The following is a 15,163-nucleotide window of genomic DNA, read 5'->3' as shown; positions in this document are numbered from 1 at the left end:
CATACTTGCGGCATGACCACCTCTCCCGCCCTCCCCACCGCCGCCGACGTGCTGCGCTTTTGGTTCGACGAGGCCACGCCGCAGCAATGGTTCGCCAAGGACGCCGCGTTCGACGCCGCCATCCGCACCCGCTTCGCTGCGCTGCATGCGCAGGCCGCGCAGGGGGAGTTGTGGCACTGGCGCGGCGATGCCCAGGGCCGCCTGGCGGAAATCCTGGTGCTCGACCAGTTCTCGCGCAACCTGCACCGCGACACCCCCGCCGCCTTCGCGCAGGACGGCATGGCCCTGGTGCTGGCGCAGGAGGCCTTGGCACAGGGTCTGGACGCGCGGCTGGAGCCCGCGCAGCGCGCCTTCCTGTACATGCCCTACATGCACAGCGAGTCGCCGCGCGTGCAGGAAGAATCGGTGCGCCTGTTCACCGCGCTGGGCAACCCGGGCAGCCTGCACTTCGCGCATGCGCACCGGGACATCATTGCGCGCTTTGGCCGCTATCCGCACCGCAACGCCGCTCTGGGCCGCGCCAGCACGGCCGAGGAGCTCGCCTTCCTGCAGCAGCCGGGCAGCAGCTTCTGAAGGCAAAAGGCCGCAGGAGTCAACGCCCCTGCGGCCTTTTGCGCGTTGCAGCGCCCTGCTGTCGGGCACTGGCAGCTATTGCATCAATAGCGCCCGCTCACTCCGCCGTGCGGATGGTGTCGCGGCCGTTGCGGTCCTTGGCGCGCTCGATGTCGTCGCCCAGCGCGCGCACCAGCTTCTCCACGGCCGCCGTGAAAGCATCGGCCACCTTGGCCGCCTCGGCACGCGTAGCCACAGGCTGGCGGCCAGCGGGGCGCACCTCGATCACGCAGCGCTTGTCGGCCGCGCCGGACTTGCCGCCGTCCACATCGGACAGGAACACCTCCACGCGCGTCACGTGCTCGCGAAAGCGCGCCAGCTTGGCGGTGGCTTCTTCCTGCACCCAGCGGGCCAGCGATTCGCCGCCCTGGATGTGGTCGTCGGTATGCACCTGGATCTGCATGTTTTCTCCTTCGTGAAGTGGATGGGTCGATGGGGCGGACGGTAGCGCCCCTGTCTTTATCATGCCCCAGTAGGCGCCTGCATGCTTGATTCGCATCAAGCAAAACGCACAGCCGCGCTCTGCGGCTCGTTCCTACAGCGTACGGCCAAGCGCGGTGTTACAACTGAGCCGATGACTGTCCTGCCGCCCTGGCTACAGCCCGACCGCATGCCGTCGGTGACGCCCTCCCAGCCGCGCCTGAAGATCGGCCTGTCCGCGTGCTTTTCGCATGCGGACCCGGGCCGGCCGCTGTTCACCAACAAGACCCTGCAGTACGTGGAGCAGTCCATCGCGCACTGGATCATGTCGGCCGGCGCGCTGGTGGTGATGGTGCCCTGCCCCACGGGCGAGACCGCGCGCGGAGACGTCACGCTCAAGCACTATGCCGAGTGGCTCGACGGCGTGGTGATGCACGGCGGGGCGGACGTCTGGCCCGGCAGCTACGGCGAGGTGCCGCTCAAGGACGCTTGGCTGGGCGACCGCGTGCGCGACCTGTACGACCTGGCGGTGGTGGAGGCCTTCGAGCAGGCCGGCAAGCCCATCTTCGGCGTGTGCCGCGGGCTGCAGCTCATCAACGTGGCTTTTGGCGGCACGCTGTACCAGGACATCGAGACCCAGCACCCCGGCGCGCTGCAGCACCGCAACCCGAGCACCTACGACCAACACTTCCACGAGGTGGACATCGTGCCCGGCACGCGGCTGGCGCGGCTGTACCCGGAGCAGCCGCGCGTCACCGTGAACAGCATCCACCACCAGGGCATCAAGAACCTGGCGCCCGGCTTCGACATCGAGGCCTGGAGCTACCCCGACGGCGTGCCCGAGGCGATACGCCGCAACCCGAGCCACGGGCGCGGCTACATCGCGGCGACGCAGTGGCACCCGGAATTCCGCGCCAGCGCGGCCGTCACGCTGGACGACTCGCCGCTGCTGCACGACTTCCTGGCCGCCTGCAGCCGGGCGCGCGTGCTGCCCCGACCCGGCCACAGCCCGCTGCAGATCCGCGACCGCGCGGAGCGCCTGCTGCGCCGCGCGCTGCTGCGCAGGCGTTAACCAAAATGGCCGCTGGCGCTTGATGGACAAGCGCTGACAGCTATCAATAACGCAGCATCAATAGTGGTGCCCATGCCCGCCATGCACATGGCGGTGGGCGATCTCCTCGGCCGTGGCGGCGCGCACCTCGGTCACCTTGCAGGCAAAACGCAGCGCCTTGCCGGCCAGCGGGTGGTTGCCGTCCAGGTGCACCACGGGGCCCTTGATCTTGACCACGTGGAACATCTGCGGCTGGCCGTCGGCGCCGGGCCCCTGCAACTGGCCGCCCACCTTCACGCCGGGGGGGAACTCGCTCTTGGGGATGGTGCGCACCAGGCTCTCGTCGCGCGCGCCGAATGCGTCCTCCACCGCCAGGTCCAGCGTGACGGCATGGCCCGGGGCCTGGCCTTCCAGCGCGGCCTCGACCTTGGGGAAGATGTTCTCATAGCCGCCGTGCAGGTAGGCCACATTGCCGGCATCGAGCGGCTTGCCCGTGGCGGGATCGGTGACGCGGTAGCTGAGCGTGACGGCGGTGTCTTGGGTGATGTTCATGGCTTGGTTTCCGTGGAGGGCGGCGGCGCGGACAGGCGCCGCCGCAAGGCCGCCATTGTCCCGCACACGCCAAGGCCGCGCGGGCGGCCGGGCCGGCCGCTGCGCAGGCGTTCAGGCCTGCGGCACCTCGTCCTGCGCGCTGCCCGGGTGGCGCGCAAAGCGCCGGGGGGCGCTGCCGTGCACCGGGTCGCTGGCGTCCCAGGGCCAGCCGCCGAACTGCGTGCGGCGAAAGTCCTGCATGGCCTGCATGATTTCCTGCTGGGTGTTCATCACGAACGGGCCGTACTGCACCACCGGCTCGCCGATGGGACGGCCCTGCAGCAGCAGGCATTCCACGGTGTCGCCGCCGGTGTTGACCAGCTCCAGCGCCCGATCGGCCGCCACCTCCAGCGCCGCGTGGCCGCCCTGGGGCTCGCCGGCGATCGAGAGCCCTTCGCCCACGAACCAGTACAGCATGCGGCGCGTGCCCTGTCCGCGGGCCGCCGGCAGCGTCCAATGCGCGCCGGGCTCCATGCGCAGCGTCCAGATGGCGACGTCGGCGTCCGCCTGCGCGGCCCAGGACTCGGGGGGCGGCGGCAGCGGCGCACCGGCGCCGTCCAGCGCGCCGGCGACCACGGTGACCGTGGTGCGCAGGCCGGCCGCGTCGGCATGCTCCAGGCGCGGGATGCGTTCGTTCCACAGCATGGTGAAGTGCGGCCGCACCATCTTGTGGCGCGCGGGCAGGTTCAGCCAGATTTGGAACAGCTCCAGCGGGTTGGGCGCGTCGGTGTTCAGCAGCGGGAACATCTCCGAATGCATGATGCCCGCGCCGGCGGTGACCCACTGCACGTCGCCGCCGCCGAAGCGCGCGGCCGCGCCCAGCGAGTCGGCATGGTCGATCAGGCCCTTGCGCACCAGCGTGACGGTCTCGAAGCCCCGGTGCGGGTGGCCGGGGAAGCCGGGCACGTGCTCGCCGTGGTACATCGAAAAGCCGTCCTTGCGGCTGAAGTCGCTGCCCATCTGGCGCCCCTCCAGCGCCACCGCCTGCACGCCCATGGCGCCGTCGCCGGCGGGGTAGGCGTCGTCATGGTGGGCGCAGAACAGGAACGGATCGAGCGTGGGCCACAGCGGCCCCAGGGGCTGGGATTGCAGGACGGGACTGGCGCGGGTGTTCATGGGGTTCCTTTCCAAGGCCGGCGCGGCGACACGGCGCAGGCACTGTGCATCATGTGGGGACGGAAGGCCATTTGCCCAGCGGGCGCCGGCGCGACACTGCGGCCCATGCGTGGAACGATGGCAGCCCAATCTTCGAGCAAAAACCGTCGCAAAGGCAGTCGGGCTGAGCGCTGGCAGCTATCTTTTCATGAGCAACCTGGCGCCCTGTGCGCGGGCCCCAGCTCCCGCAGCGAAGGCCCGCCCGCGTCACCTGCCCCGCGCCTTCAGCCCGGCGCGGAGTCCGCCAGCACCATCCACGACACGCCAAAGCAGTCGTTGACCATGCCGAACGCGGGCGAAAAGAAGGTCTTGGCCATCGGCGCCACCACCGTGCCGCCGTCGGCCAGCGCGTCGAACTTGCTGCGCGCCTCCACCTCGCTGGCCACCGAGAGCGTGAGCGAGATGCCGTTGAACACCGGCTGGCCGCCCGCCATGCCGTCAGAGGCCATGAGGGTCGTCTCCCCCACGCGCAGCTCCGCATGCATGACCTTGTCGCCGGGCACGGCGGCCGACGCGGAGCATTCGCCCGCGGGCGGCTCGGGGCTGTCCCGAAAGCGCATCAGCAACTGCGTCTGCGCGCCCAGCGCCTGGGCGTAGAACGCCAGCGCCTCTTCGCAGCGGCCATCGAACATCAGATAGGGTTGGACTTGCATCGCGTTCTCCGCACAAAGGGCCGTGGGGTTGAAAGGCACCGCCTACGCCGCCGCGCCGATGGCGGGCCGGGCCTGTCCGCGCGGGTCCAGCGCCACCTGGATCTGCGGCGCCCCGCGCACGTCGGGGCGGGCGCGGTCGCCCAGGTCCTGCAGCGCGGTGAACTGCCCGTCCAGGTACAGGAAGGTGATGCTGGCGGCAATGTGGGCCAGCGCTTGCCGCGCATCGTCAAAGCCTTCGGCCTCCACGCGCCCGTCGCCATCCAGCTGGTAGGCCCAGCCCTGCGCCTGCGGTGCGAGGGCGCCCAGGTCGATGAGCTTGTCGCGCACATTGCTGGCGTACACGCGCCCGCCCGACGCGTACAGCGTGAAGGTGTGGGCGGGGTGGCTTTCGGCCGGCGGCGGCGCGGCCTCGGTGGCGTCGGTGTGGGAGGGGCGAGAGGTCATGGCGGCGTCCTGGCGGTGGCAGGTGGGATGCCGCGCCACACATGGTGCGGCCCCGGCAGCGCCATCGTAGGCAGCCGGCCGCGCGCGGGCTGTAGGAAAACGCCGGGCGCTGCTGCTTTGCATAAAAAAGGCCTGCAGCGCCCGTCCATCAAGCGCTGACAGCTATGCAAATAGGAGCATCAGCGCCGTCCGCGCCCCCACCACCAGCCCACCGCCAGGCCGACCACACCGAGCACCGCCACCACCGTGGCCGATCCCGCCATGCGCTGACGATGGCCGCCGTCGATGGAGGTCTGGTGCGAGGGGGCAAACAGATTGCCTTGGGTGAGCGGCGCGGGCGCTGCGCGGCGCAGCCCCAGGTCGCTGAACCAGCGCATGGCGCGGGCCGTGCCCTGCGGCGCCAGCGCATGCGCCATACGCCCGGGCATCGCGCCCAGGCCCAGCCAGGTGACGGCGCGCGGCTGGGCCGCATCGGCCAGGTCCACGATGGCCTGGGCCACCGCGCGCGGGTCCACCATGGGCAGCGGCGGGCGGATGCGCCGGCCCGTGTAGTTGGCGCCATGCGACAGGCCCGGCGAATCGACGAACGTGGGCGCCACGTCGCACACATGCACCTGGGGCAGGTCGACCACCTCGGCGCGCAGGCTTTCGGACAGGCCGCGCAGGCCGAACTTGCTGGCCGTGTAGGCGGCCGCGTAGGGCGCAGGCACCCAGCCGCCCAGCGAGATCAGGTTCACCAGCAGGCCGTGGCCCTGCGCGCGAAAGCGCGTGAGCGCCGCGTGCGCGCCGTGCACGTGGCCCAGCAGGTTGGACTCGATCACGCGGCGGTGCGCGGCCAGCGGCACATCGTCAAAGCGCCCCACGGCTCCCACGCCCACGCCGTTGATCCACACATCGATGCGCCCGAAGTGGCGCACCGCCTTGTCGGCCAGGGCCTGCACCGCGTCGGCGTCGGTCACGTCGGTGGGAATGCCCAGCGCCTGCCCACCCTCGGCGCGGCAGGCCAGCGCCACAGGGGCCAGCGTGTCAGGGTTGCGCGCGGCCAGCACCAGGCGCGCGCCGCGGCGCGCAAACGCCAGCGCCGTGGCGTGGCCGATACCGCTGGAGGCGCCGGTGATCACCACCACCGGATTGGGCGAGGACGCAAAGACGCTGGACGGGCTGGCGGGCAAAGCTGTGGTCATGGTGCGGCGGGCCGCGCAGACGCTGCGCGGCGCAACGAAGGGCAAAACCCTATTTGTAACCGCGCTGGCGGCGCAACGGCGTAGGACAGCCGCCCTCACGCTGCGCATTTGCATCCAAACAGCCCGCAGCGCTTGCGTATCCAGCGCGAAGCGCTATGGGTAGCGCAGCATTCACGACAGCGGCTTGGTGCCGAAGCGCACCAGCAGCCCGCGCGGGGTGACGGTGATGCTCTCGGGCTGCAGGCCCATGCCGTCGGCCAGCGCCAGGTCTTTGTCGCGCAGCTGGTGCAGCACCACCTCGCGCAGCGACTGGTCGGCCAACTGCTGGCCGTAGCGCTGCAGCATGCCGGCGGCAGAGGGCTGCACACCGTCCAGGCGCAGCGCGTTCACATGCAGGTCGTGCGCGCGGATGGTGCGGTCGGTGGGTTCGTAGCGCAGGCCGAAGTCCACATCGAACGCGCCCGTGTATCGCCGCGCCTGCAGCAGCGCGCCGCTGGCCGCCACGTCCAGCACGGCGTTGAGGCGGTTGCGCTCGGGCAGCAGCGTGAGTTGCGGCGTCTGCAACTGCAGGTCCAGCAGCCCGCCCAGCGGGTAGCTGCGCGGGAAACGCTCGGCCAGTGCCTGCTGCAGCTGCTGGGTGCTGATGGTGTAGCTGGGCTGCGCACTGGCGCAGCCGGCGGCCAGGGCCAGGGCGGCGGTCAGTGCGTGCGAGAGGGCGAGTCGGCGGTGCATGGCGTTGTCAGCGAAAGACCTGGCATTGTGCGCAGCGCCGCGGCCCGCAGTGCAACCAACTGCGTCAACCGGTGTGCTGCGCGCCGGCCAGCGCGCGCAGCTGCTGGTGCGCAGCGCTGTCCAGGTCCACGGGGCGCTGGTGCTTGGCCAGCAGGTAGCGCTCGCTGAACACGTCCAGCCAGGCCAGCAGCAACGCGGCCGCGTGGGTGTCGCCCGCCTGCGCCAGGCACAGCGCCGCCACCTCGGCGGTGCAGAAATGGTCGCTGCGCTTGGAGCGGCGCAGGCGGTAGCGCGAGGCCTCGTCGCTGTGCAGGCTCAGCACCGGGAAGCGGTCCAGATAGGGGCTTTTGCGGAACATCTTGCGCGCCTCGGGCCAGGTGGCGTCCAGCAGCACGAACAGCGGGCGCGGGCCCTGCGGCGCAGCGGCGGGCGCAGCCGCGTCGGCCTGTGGCGCCACGGCCTGCACCACGCGCGCGGCCTGCGCGAACTCACCCGGGAACACCACGTACGGCTGCCACTGCGGGTCGGCCAGCAGCGCCAGCAGGGCGGGATCGACCTCGGTGCGCGCCCAGCCAAACGCGTGGGTGTCGGGCACCAGGTCGGCGATCAGCCAGCCCGTGTTGCTGGGCTTGAGCGGCTCGGTGTCCGCCATCAGCAGGCACATACCCGCGCGCACCGCGGGCTGCGGGCGCAGCGCGCACTGGCAGTGGCTCAGGGGCAGGCGGCAGCCCTCGCAACGCTCGCGGCGCGAGCCGCCGCGCGCCAGGAACGGCTTGGCGCTGCGGGCCAGGCGCGCGGCGCGCAGCAAGGAAACGGCATGGGGCATGGAAGGGCGGCGTGCGCCGCAACGGGCGCGCACAAGGGTCGGCAAGCCGGCGATTGTGGGGCATGCGCGCGGCGCGGCCGCCGCTTTCATCAGGGTAAGCCCTCGCATCGCGGCGCAACTGTTTTAGGGCCTGTTCACACTATTTTTGCCAGTGCGAATGGCGTGAAAACCGCGCCAATCTAGGCGCGTGACGACGCCAAGGCCGGGGCCTTGGCTAGGAGGGCAACGACGAATGGCGCGGTTTTCACTCCGTTCCCTCCGGGTTGCGATCAAAAAGGGCCATTCGCGGCGTTGCCAAGCCTCGCTGGGGTAGCACCCCAGCTTCGTTTGGCGCCTTGCGCCTGGCCCTTTTTGATCGCAACGCATCTGGCAAAAATAGTGTGAACAGGCCCTAGCCATTGAAATTTGAAACACGGTCTTTGACCAACTACCGCACCCACGCCTAGGGAAATCCTGCAAAACCCCGAACGCAGTCTGCTAGAAGCCAGGAAGTCATGGCATCCTCCCCGCCCATGAAGCAAAGCAGCCTTGACCTGAAACTGAGCACCAAAAAGACCCGCAAGCAAGAACTGCTGATCCAGATGGATTTGGTGGTTCCCTGGGCTGCTCTGGTCGAACTCATTGCGCCCTATTACCCCGAAGGCAAGAACGGCCGCCCACCCTTTGCCCTGGAGACCATGCTGCGCATCCACTGCATGCAGCAGTGGTTCACCCTGTCAGATCTGGCGATGGAAGAGGCCTTCTTTGACACCCCGATCTACCGGGAGTTTGCAAGTCTTGATGCCCATGGGAGGGTGCCTGACGAGAGCACCATCCTGAGGTTTCGTCATCGGCTGGAGAAACACAAGCTGGCCGAGCAGATTCTGGCCACTGTCAACGAGCTTCTGGCAGCCCAGGGCTTGCTGCTCAAGGCAGGCACTGCGGTCGATGCCACACTGATCGCAGCGCCTAGCTCTACCAAGAACAAGGACAGAAAGCGCGATCCAGAGATGCATTCGAGCCAAAAGGGCAACGAATGGCACTTTGGCATGAAGGCCCATATCGGCGTGGATGCGGACTCGGGACTCGTGCATACCGTCATAGGCACCTCGGGTAACGTGGCCGACGTTGTAGAGGGCAACAGCTTGCTGCACGGGCAGGAGACAGACGGGTTTGGTGATGCGGGCTACCAAGGTATCGACAAGCGCCCGGATGCCAAGGAGGCAGTGCGGTGGCACATCGCGATGCGCCCAGGCAAACGCAGAGCGCTGGACAAAGAGAACAACCCCGTTGACGCGCTGATAGACCAAGTGGAGAAGATCAAGGCGAGCATCCGTGCCAAGGTGGAGCATCCCTTCAGGGTGATCAAACGACAGTTTGGATACACCAAGGTGCGCTACCGGGGATTGAAGAAGAACACGTTGCAGCTCAAGACGCTGTTTGCGCTGTCCAATCTTTGGATGGTGCGCCATCAATTGCTGGAGGCGCAGGGATGAGTGCCCCTGAAATCAGGCAAATGGCCGCAAAGGCGGTGCAGATGGCCCGCAAGGGCGTGGAAAGTGGTGCGAAGACCCAGGCTAAACGCCATCCATCGCACTATCTGAAACCGGTGACCTTGTAGCACTTACGCATTCGAGTTATTCAGGGCATCCCTAAATTTCATGACAGATCACGTTTCATCCAAAGAAACACACGCCATGCCCCCCACCCCCTCCAGCGCACGCCCCAAGGCCGTGGTGAACCACCTGCCCGGTGGCAGCACGTCCACCGTGGAGCGCGCCATGCGCGTGCTGCGGGTGATGTCCGAGGGCGGCAACGCGCGCCTGACCGACATTGCCGCTGCGGCCGAACTGGACAAGGCCACCACACTGCGTCTGCTGGAGGTGATGGTGCGCGACGGCTTCGTCGCGCGCGATGCGCAGAGCAAGCAGTTCTCGCTGGGGCCCGAACTCATGGTGCTGGGCGCGGCCGCGCTGCGGCGCTTTGACCCGCGGCCGCTGGCACGCCCCAGCCTGCTGCGGCTGGTGGGCCAGTTTGAGGACAGCGCGGTGCTGTCCATCCCCAGCGGCGTGGAGTCGCTGTGCATTGACGTGGAAGACGGCACCTACCCCATCCGCGCCAACTACCTGCGCGTGGGCAGCCGCCGCCCGCTGGGCGCGGGCGCAGGCAGCCTGGCGCTGCTGGCCTGGATGCCCGATGCCGAGCGCGAGGCGGCGCTGGAAATTTTGGCCAGCCAGATGAGCCGTTACCCGCGTATCACCCCCGCGCTGCTGCGCGAGCGCATTGCCGATGCGCGTGAACGCGGTTACGTGGTGCTGCTGGACGTGGTGGTGGAGCGCATGGGCGGCATTGGCGTGCCCGTGCTCGACCCCGAGGGCCGCCCCGTGGCCGCCCTGAGCATTGCCGCGCTGAATGACCGCATCCTCGCGCGCGAGTCCGCCATGGCGCATGCGCTGATCCACGAATCCACCGTGTGCCAGGTGCGCTGGTCCGAGGCCATGCGCACCAGCCGCCGGCAGGCGGGCACACCCCCACAGCCCCCATCCCTGGAGACATTGCGATGACCTCACCCTCCCCCGCCTGGCTGCGCGGCGCGGGCAGCACCCCCTTTGGCCGCCACGAAGGGCGCGGCGCGCTCGACCTGATGGCCGGCGCCGCGCACCAGGCGCTGGCCAGCGCCGGCCTGGCACGCGCCGACATCGACGGCGTGCTGTGCGGCTACGCCACCACGCTGCCGCACCTGATGCTGTCTACGCTGTTCTGCGAGCGCTTCGCACTGGCGCCGCACTACGCGCACAGCATGCAGCTGGGCGGGGCCACGGGCGCGGCCATGCTGATGGCCGCGCGTGAGCTGGTGCGCTCGGGCCGCTGCCGCAACGTGCTGGTGGTGGCGGGCGAGAACCGCCTCACGGGTCAGTCGCGCGACAGCTCCATCCAGACCCTGGCCCAGGTGGGCGACGCCGACTACGAGGTGCCCAACGGTGCCAGCGTGCCCGCGTACTACGCGCTGATGGCCTCGGAATACATGCACCGCACGGGCGTCACCAGCGCCGACCTGGCCGAGTTCGCCGTGCTCATGCGCGCCAACGCCGCGCGCCACCCCGAGGCGCACCTGCGCACGCCCATCACCCATGCCGAGGTGCTGGCCGCCAAGCCCATCGCCGCGCCGCTGTCGCTGCTGGACTGCTGCCCCATTTCCGACGGCGCCATGGCGTTCGTCGTCTCGGCCGAGCCCGGCCCGCACGCCCCGGTGCGCCTGGCGGGCGCGGGCCAGGCGCACCGCCACCAGCACCTCACCGCCATGGCCGACGTGATGCGGTGCGGCGCATCCGATGCCGCCGCCCAGGCCTTTGCCGAGGCCGGCCTGACCCCTACGGACATCGACTACCTGGGCATCTACGACTCGTTCACGATCACGCTGGTGATGCTGCTCGAAGAGATCGGCTTCGCGCCGCGCGCCGGCGCCGCCGCGCGGGCCCGCGCGGGCGACTTCGCGCCCACGGGCGCGCTGCCGCTGAACACGCACGGCGGCCTGCTGTCGTTCGGCCACTGCGGCGTGGCCGGCGGCATGGCCCACACCGTGGAGGCCTGGCGGCAGATGACGGGCCAGGCGGGCGAGCGGCAGATCCGCACCCCGCAGCGCGCCTTCATCCATGCCGACGGGGGCGTGATGTCGTCCCACGTGAGCCTCATTCTTTCAACGGAGGGCTGACCGCCATGACCTCACTGGCAACCCCTTTCAACGACGGCCTGCGCGCGGGCGTGGTGCGCTTTCAAAGCTGCGCCGCCTGCGGCCATGCCCAGACCCTGGCGCGCTACGCGTGCCAACGCTGCGGCCACGAGGGGCTGGACTGGCGCGACGCCGCCGGCACCGCCACCGTGCGCGCCACCACGGTGGTGGCGCGCGCGCCCTCGGAGGACTTCCGCGCGCTGGCGCCCTACACGCTGGCGATCGTGCAGCTCGACGAGGGCCCGCGCCTCATGGGCCACGCGGCCGCGGGCGTGCAGATCGGCGAGCGCGTGCGCGCTGATTTCTTCGAACACCTGGGCCGGCCGCTGCTGCGCTTCGTGCCGGCCGCCTGACCGCTTTTTTCACCACAACGATCAAGGAGACAAAGACATGCCCAAAACCACCCCCATCGCCCCGCGTCGCCATGTCATTGGCGTCGTCTGCGCCGCGCTGTGCGCCGCTGCCGCCGCGCCGCTGGCCTGGGCCAATGACTACCCGAACAAGCCCGTGAAGCTGGTCGTGCCCTACCCGCCCGGCGGCCCCACCGACATCGTGGCGCGCGTGGTGGCGCAAAAGCTCCAGGAGCAGATGGGCCAGCCCTTCGTGATCGACAACCGCCCCGGCGCGGGTGCCAACATCGGCGCCGAGGCCGTGGCCCGCAGCCCCGCGGACGGCTACACGCTGGTGGTGGCCACCACGGCGCATGCCATCAACCCCTCGCTGTTCACCAAGCTCAACTACTCCATCACCAAGGACTTCGCGCCCGTCTCGCAGCTCACCAGCGGGCCGCTGGTCATCGTGACCCACCCCGCCACGCCCGCCAACAACGTGAAGGAGCTGATCGCGCTGGCCAAGTCCAAGCAAGGCGGGCTCAACTACGCATCGTCCGGCAACGGGCAGTCCACGCACCTGTCGGCCGAGCTGTTCAGCGCGTCGGCCGGCGTGAAGATGGCGCATGTGCCGTACAAGGGCAGCGCGCCCGCACTCACCGACGTGATGGGCGGCCAGGCGGACCTGATGTTCGACACCATGCTCTCGTCCATGCCGCACGTGAAGGCCGGCAAGTTGAAAGCGCTGGCCGTCACCAGCAGCCAGCGCTCGCCCAGCGCGCCGGACATCCCCACGGTGGCCGAGTCCGGCCTGCCCGGCTACGAGGCCATCGCCTGGAACGGCGTGCTGGCACCGGCTGGCACGCCCAAAGAGGTGGTGGACCGCCTGAACGCCGAGCTGAAGAAGGCGCTGGACAACCCCGAGGTGAAGCAGCGCTTCGAGGCCCAGGGCTTTGCCGCCGCCTGGAACACGCCCACCGCCTACGCCGGCTTCCTGCAGGCCGAGGTGGACAAGTGGGGCAAGGTGGTCAAGGCCTCCGGCGCCCGGATTGACTGAGGCCCGCTGAATGGCCGCGCCGCGCGCTACACGCTCGCCCCGCTGGGCGCTGCGGGGGCGGCGCGGCCGGCTTCAGGCCCCGGCCGGGTTGCCGCCGAGCTGGCGTGTGCTGGCTGCCTGCGCCGCGCCCCTGTCCCTGCCATTGCATTCCACGCCCCTGCCAGCGGCGGGGCGACTGAACGCCCAACGTCTCGCGACCCATCATGTCTGACCTTCTTACCTCCGCACTCAACCCCCGCTCGGTCGCCATCGTTGGCGCCTCCGAGAACATCCACAAGATCGGCGGCCGGCCCATCCACTACATGCAGCGCCACGGCTACCGGGGCACGATCTATCCCATCAACCCGGCGCGCGAGGAAGTGCAGGGCCACAAGAGCTACGCCGGCCTGGCCGCGCTGCCCGAGGTGCCCGACCTGGCGCTGATCGCCGTGGGCGGCGACAAGACCGTCGCCGCGGTGGAGGAATGCGCCGCGCGCGGCGTGAAGTCCGCCGTGGTGATCGCCTCGGGCTTTGGCGAGACGGGCCCCGCCGGGCGCGAGCTGCAGGACCACATGGTGGCCACCGCGCGCGCCGCCGGCATGCGCCTGTACGGCCCCAACACGCAGGGCCTGGCCAACTTCGGCACGGGCGCCATCGCGGGCTTTTCCACCATGTTCATCGAGGTGCCGCCCATGGACGGCCCGGTGGGCATCGTGAGCCAGAGCGGCGGCATGAGCGCCATGGCCTACGGCCTGCTGCGCGGGCGCGGCCTGGGCGTGCGCCATGTGCATGCCACGGGCAACGAGGCCGACGTGACCGCGTCCGAGATGGCCTGGGCCGTGGCGCACGACCCCGACGTACGGCTGCTGCTGCTGTACCTGGAGAACATCGCCCACCCCGAGATGCTGGCCGCCACCGCCGCCTACGCGCGCGAGCGCGACCTGCCCATCGTCGCGGTGAAGGCCGGGCGGTCGGCCAGCGGGCAGAAGGCCGCGTCGTCCCACACGGGCGCGCTGGCCAACGAGGACCGCACGGTGGACGCGTTCTTCAAGCACCACAGCATCTGGCGCGTGCGCGACCCGCATGAGCAGGCACGCGCCGCGCACGCCTACCTGAAGGGCTGGCGCCCCGAGGGCCGCCGCCTGGTGGTGATCAGCAACTCCGGCGCCAGCTGCGTGATGGGCGCCGACGCCGCCGAAGACATGGGCCTGTCCCTGGCGGAGCTGAGCCCCGCCACGCAGGCCGACGTGGCCTCCAAGCTGCCGGGCTTTGCCACCGCCAGCAACCCCATCGACGTCACCGCCGCGCTGCTGTCCAACAGCGGCCTGTTCGGCGACGTGCTGCCCGCCGTGGCGCAGGACCCGGCGGCGGACCTGTTCTTCCTGAACATTCCCGTGGCCGGCGCGGGCTACGACGTGGAGCGGTTTGCGCGCGACGCCGCGGCCTTCGAGGCCGCGACGGGCAAGCCCGTGGCCGTGGCCGCGTGGCAGGAGAGCGTGGCCGCGCCCTTTCGCGCCCACGGCATTGCCACCTTCCCCAACGAGGGCGAGGCCATTGCCGTGCTGGCCCAGGTGACCGGCCACACAACGCTGATGCGCCGCCCGCGCGCCACCTGGCCCGCATTGCCCCAGGTGCAGGTGCCTGCCGACGCGCAAGGCTTTCTGAACGAGGTGGACAGCCTGGGCCTGCTGGCGCGCCACGGCGTGCCCACGGTGCCCATGCACCTGTGCTGCACCGCCGACGAGGCGCGCGCGGCGTTGGACGCCATCGGCGCGCCCGCGGTCGTCAAGGCCTGCTCGGCCGAGGTGCCGCACAAGTCCGAGCACGGGCTGGTGGCCCTCAACGTGCAGACGCGCGAGCAGGCGGCCGAGCTGTTCGAGCGCTTCTGGGCCAAGATGGACGCCATGGGCGTGCAGCGCGACGGGGTGATCGTGGCGGCCACGCGCAAGGGCCAGCACGAGTTCATGGTGGGCGCGCGCATGGACCCGATCTTTGGCCCCGTGGTGGTGGTGGGCGACGGCGGCAAGTACGTCGAGGCGCTCAAGGACTGCGCCGTGCTGCTGCCCCCGTTCTCCGAGGCCGACGTGCAGGCCGCGCTGCGCACGCTGCGCATCGCCCCGCTGCTGGATGGCGTGCGCGGCGAGCCGCCGCTGGACGTGGCCGCCCTGTCGCGCGTCGCCGTGGCCGTGGGCCAGGTGATCGCGGGTGCCGGCGGCGCCATTGCATCGCTGGACTTGAACCCGGTGATGGTGGGCGCCGCAGGCCAGGGCGCCGTGGTGGTGGATGCGCTGGTGGAAGTATCAAAAGCATAGCTGCTTGCGCTTGCTACATAAGCGCTAGAGCCGTTTTTGACCATGAACCGGCGCGCTGACCGGGGCGCGCCGCACGTCCACCGCTGGTGCGTGCGCTTGTGCCGCGCCG

17 protein-coding genes are annotated in these 15,163 nt (G+C 70.1%); 9 read left to right on the top strand and 8 right to left on the bottom strand.

Going from position 1 to position 15,163, the window contains the following annotated elements; translation table 11 throughout:
- Positions 1 to 12: 12 nt before the first annotated feature.
- Entirely contained in the window at positions 13 to 573 is a 561-nt protein-coding gene (locus tag I3K84_RS14335; protein ID WP_047351172.1) for a DUF924 family protein, read from the top strand.
- A gap of 97 nt (positions 574 to 670) precedes the next feature.
- Here the strand turns inward: I3K84_RS14335 and I3K84_RS14330 are convergent, their stop codons facing one another.
- On the bottom strand, positions 671 to 1,015 hold the full coding sequence (locus tag I3K84_RS14330) for an HPF/RaiA family ribosome-associated protein (protein WP_011807047.1): 345 nt from the start codon (positions 1,013 to 1,015) through the stop codon (positions 671 to 673).
- Between the two features lie 171 nt (positions 1,016 to 1,186).
- On the opposite strand from I3K84_RS14330, the gene I3K84_RS14325 reads away from it, so the two are divergent.
- On the top strand, positions 1,187 to 2,104 hold the full coding sequence (locus tag I3K84_RS14325; protein WP_011807048.1) for a gamma-glutamyl-gamma-aminobutyrate hydrolase family protein: 918 nt from the start codon (positions 1,187 to 1,189) through the stop codon (positions 2,102 to 2,104).
- A gap of 57 nt (positions 2,105 to 2,161) precedes the next feature.
- Here I3K84_RS14325 and I3K84_RS14320 read toward each other — a convergent pair whose 3' ends face one another.
- The 7 genes from I3K84_RS14320 to I3K84_RS14290 all read right to left on the bottom strand — a co-directional run bounded on the left by I3K84_RS14320 (position 2,162) and on the right by I3K84_RS14290 (position 7,668).
- Positions 2,162 to 2,635, bottom strand: a complete 474-nt coding sequence (locus I3K84_RS14320) for a peptidylprolyl isomerase (protein WP_196994833.1) — start codon at positions 2,633 to 2,635, stop codon at positions 2,162 to 2,164.
- A gap of 111 nt (positions 2,636 to 2,746) precedes the next feature.
- Complete coding sequence (locus I3K84_RS14315; RefSeq protein ID WP_196994832.1) at positions 2,747 to 3,790, bottom strand: pirin family protein; 1,044 nt, start codon at positions 3,788 to 3,790, stop codon at positions 2,747 to 2,749.
- A 263-nt stretch (positions 3,791 to 4,053) separates the two neighbouring features.
- The gene (locus I3K84_RS14310; protein ID WP_196994831.1) at positions 4,054 to 4,482 is read right to left on the bottom strand and encodes a VOC family protein; all 429 of its coding nucleotides are present in this window, start codon (positions 4,480 to 4,482) and stop codon (positions 4,054 to 4,056) included.
- A gap of 42 nt (positions 4,483 to 4,524) precedes the next feature.
- A complete protein-coding gene (locus tag I3K84_RS14305) occupies positions 4,525 to 4,926 on the bottom strand; it encodes a hypothetical protein (RefSeq protein ID WP_196994830.1) in 402 nt (133 codons plus the stop codon).
- Between the two features lie 179 nt (positions 4,927 to 5,105).
- Positions 5,106 to 6,110 carry an SDR family oxidoreductase gene (locus tag I3K84_RS14300; protein ID WP_196994829.1) on the bottom strand — a complete coding sequence of 335 codons (1,005 nt, stop codon included), beginning with the start codon at positions 6,108 to 6,110 and terminating at the stop codon, positions 5,106 to 5,108.
- A 171-nt stretch (positions 6,111 to 6,281) separates the two neighbouring features.
- Positions 6,282 to 6,842 (bottom strand): hypothetical protein, encoded by a 561-nt coding sequence (locus I3K84_RS14295; RefSeq protein WP_011807054.1) that lies wholly within the window; start codon positions 6,840 to 6,842, stop codon positions 6,282 to 6,284.
- A 64-nt stretch (positions 6,843 to 6,906) separates the two neighbouring features.
- On the bottom strand, positions 6,907 to 7,668 hold the full coding sequence (locus tag I3K84_RS14290; RefSeq protein WP_088888163.1) for a tRNA-uridine aminocarboxypropyltransferase: 762 nt from the start codon (positions 7,666 to 7,668) through the stop codon (positions 6,907 to 6,909).
- 512 nt (positions 7,669 to 8,180) lie between these two features.
- On the opposite strand from I3K84_RS14290, the gene I3K84_RS14285 reads away from it, so the two are divergent.
- From I3K84_RS14285 to I3K84_RS14260, 7 genes are all read left to right on the top strand, one after another.
- Positions 8,181 to 9,143: an IS5 family transposase gene (locus tag I3K84_RS14285; RefSeq protein ID WP_011806097.1), complete on the top strand. Its 963-nt coding sequence runs from the start codon at positions 8,181 to 8,183 to the stop codon at positions 9,141 to 9,143.
- Positions 9,140 to 9,268 carry a hypothetical protein gene (locus tag I3K84_RS22455; RefSeq protein ID WP_255352815.1) on the top strand — a complete coding sequence of 43 codons (129 nt, stop codon included), beginning with the start codon at positions 9,140 to 9,142 and terminating at the stop codon, positions 9,266 to 9,268. The genes I3K84_RS14285 and I3K84_RS22455 overlap by 4 nt, the downstream gene beginning before the upstream one ends.
- A 76-nt stretch (positions 9,269 to 9,344) precedes the next feature.
- Positions 9,345 to 10,211, top strand: coding sequence for an IclR family transcriptional regulator (locus I3K84_RS14280; protein WP_196994828.1), 867 nt, complete (start codon positions 9,345 to 9,347; stop codon positions 10,209 to 10,211).
- Positions 10,208 to 11,359 (top strand): thiolase family protein, encoded by a 1,152-nt coding sequence (locus tag I3K84_RS14275; RefSeq protein WP_196994827.1) that lies wholly within the window; start codon positions 10,208 to 10,210, stop codon positions 11,357 to 11,359. The genes I3K84_RS14280 and I3K84_RS14275 overlap by 4 nt, the downstream gene beginning before the upstream one ends.
- Positions 11,360 to 11,364: 5 nt before the next feature.
- Complete coding sequence (locus I3K84_RS14270) at positions 11,365 to 11,730, top strand: Zn-ribbon domain-containing OB-fold protein (RefSeq protein WP_196994826.1); 366 nt, start codon at positions 11,365 to 11,367, stop codon at positions 11,728 to 11,730.
- A gap of 37 nt (positions 11,731 to 11,767) precedes the next feature.
- Positions 11,768 to 12,763 (top strand): tripartite tricarboxylate transporter substrate binding protein, encoded by a 996-nt coding sequence (locus tag I3K84_RS14265; protein WP_196994825.1) that lies wholly within the window; start codon positions 11,768 to 11,770, stop codon positions 12,761 to 12,763.
- Between the two features lie 203 nt (positions 12,764 to 12,966).
- Positions 12,967 to 15,054 carry an acetate--CoA ligase family protein gene (locus tag I3K84_RS14260; protein WP_196994824.1) on the top strand — a complete coding sequence of 696 codons (2,088 nt, stop codon included), beginning with the start codon at positions 12,967 to 12,969 and terminating at the stop codon, positions 15,052 to 15,054.
- The last annotated feature ends 109 nt before the right edge of the window (positions 15,055 to 15,163 follow it).

The sequence above is a fragment of the Diaphorobacter sp. JS3051 genome, from assembly GCF_015832135.1.
Taxonomy (GTDB): Bacteria; Pseudomonadota; Gammaproteobacteria; order Burkholderiales; family Burkholderiaceae_C; genus Diaphorobacter; species Diaphorobacter nitroreducens.
This window is presented reverse-complemented; position numbering and strand designations above follow the sequence as displayed.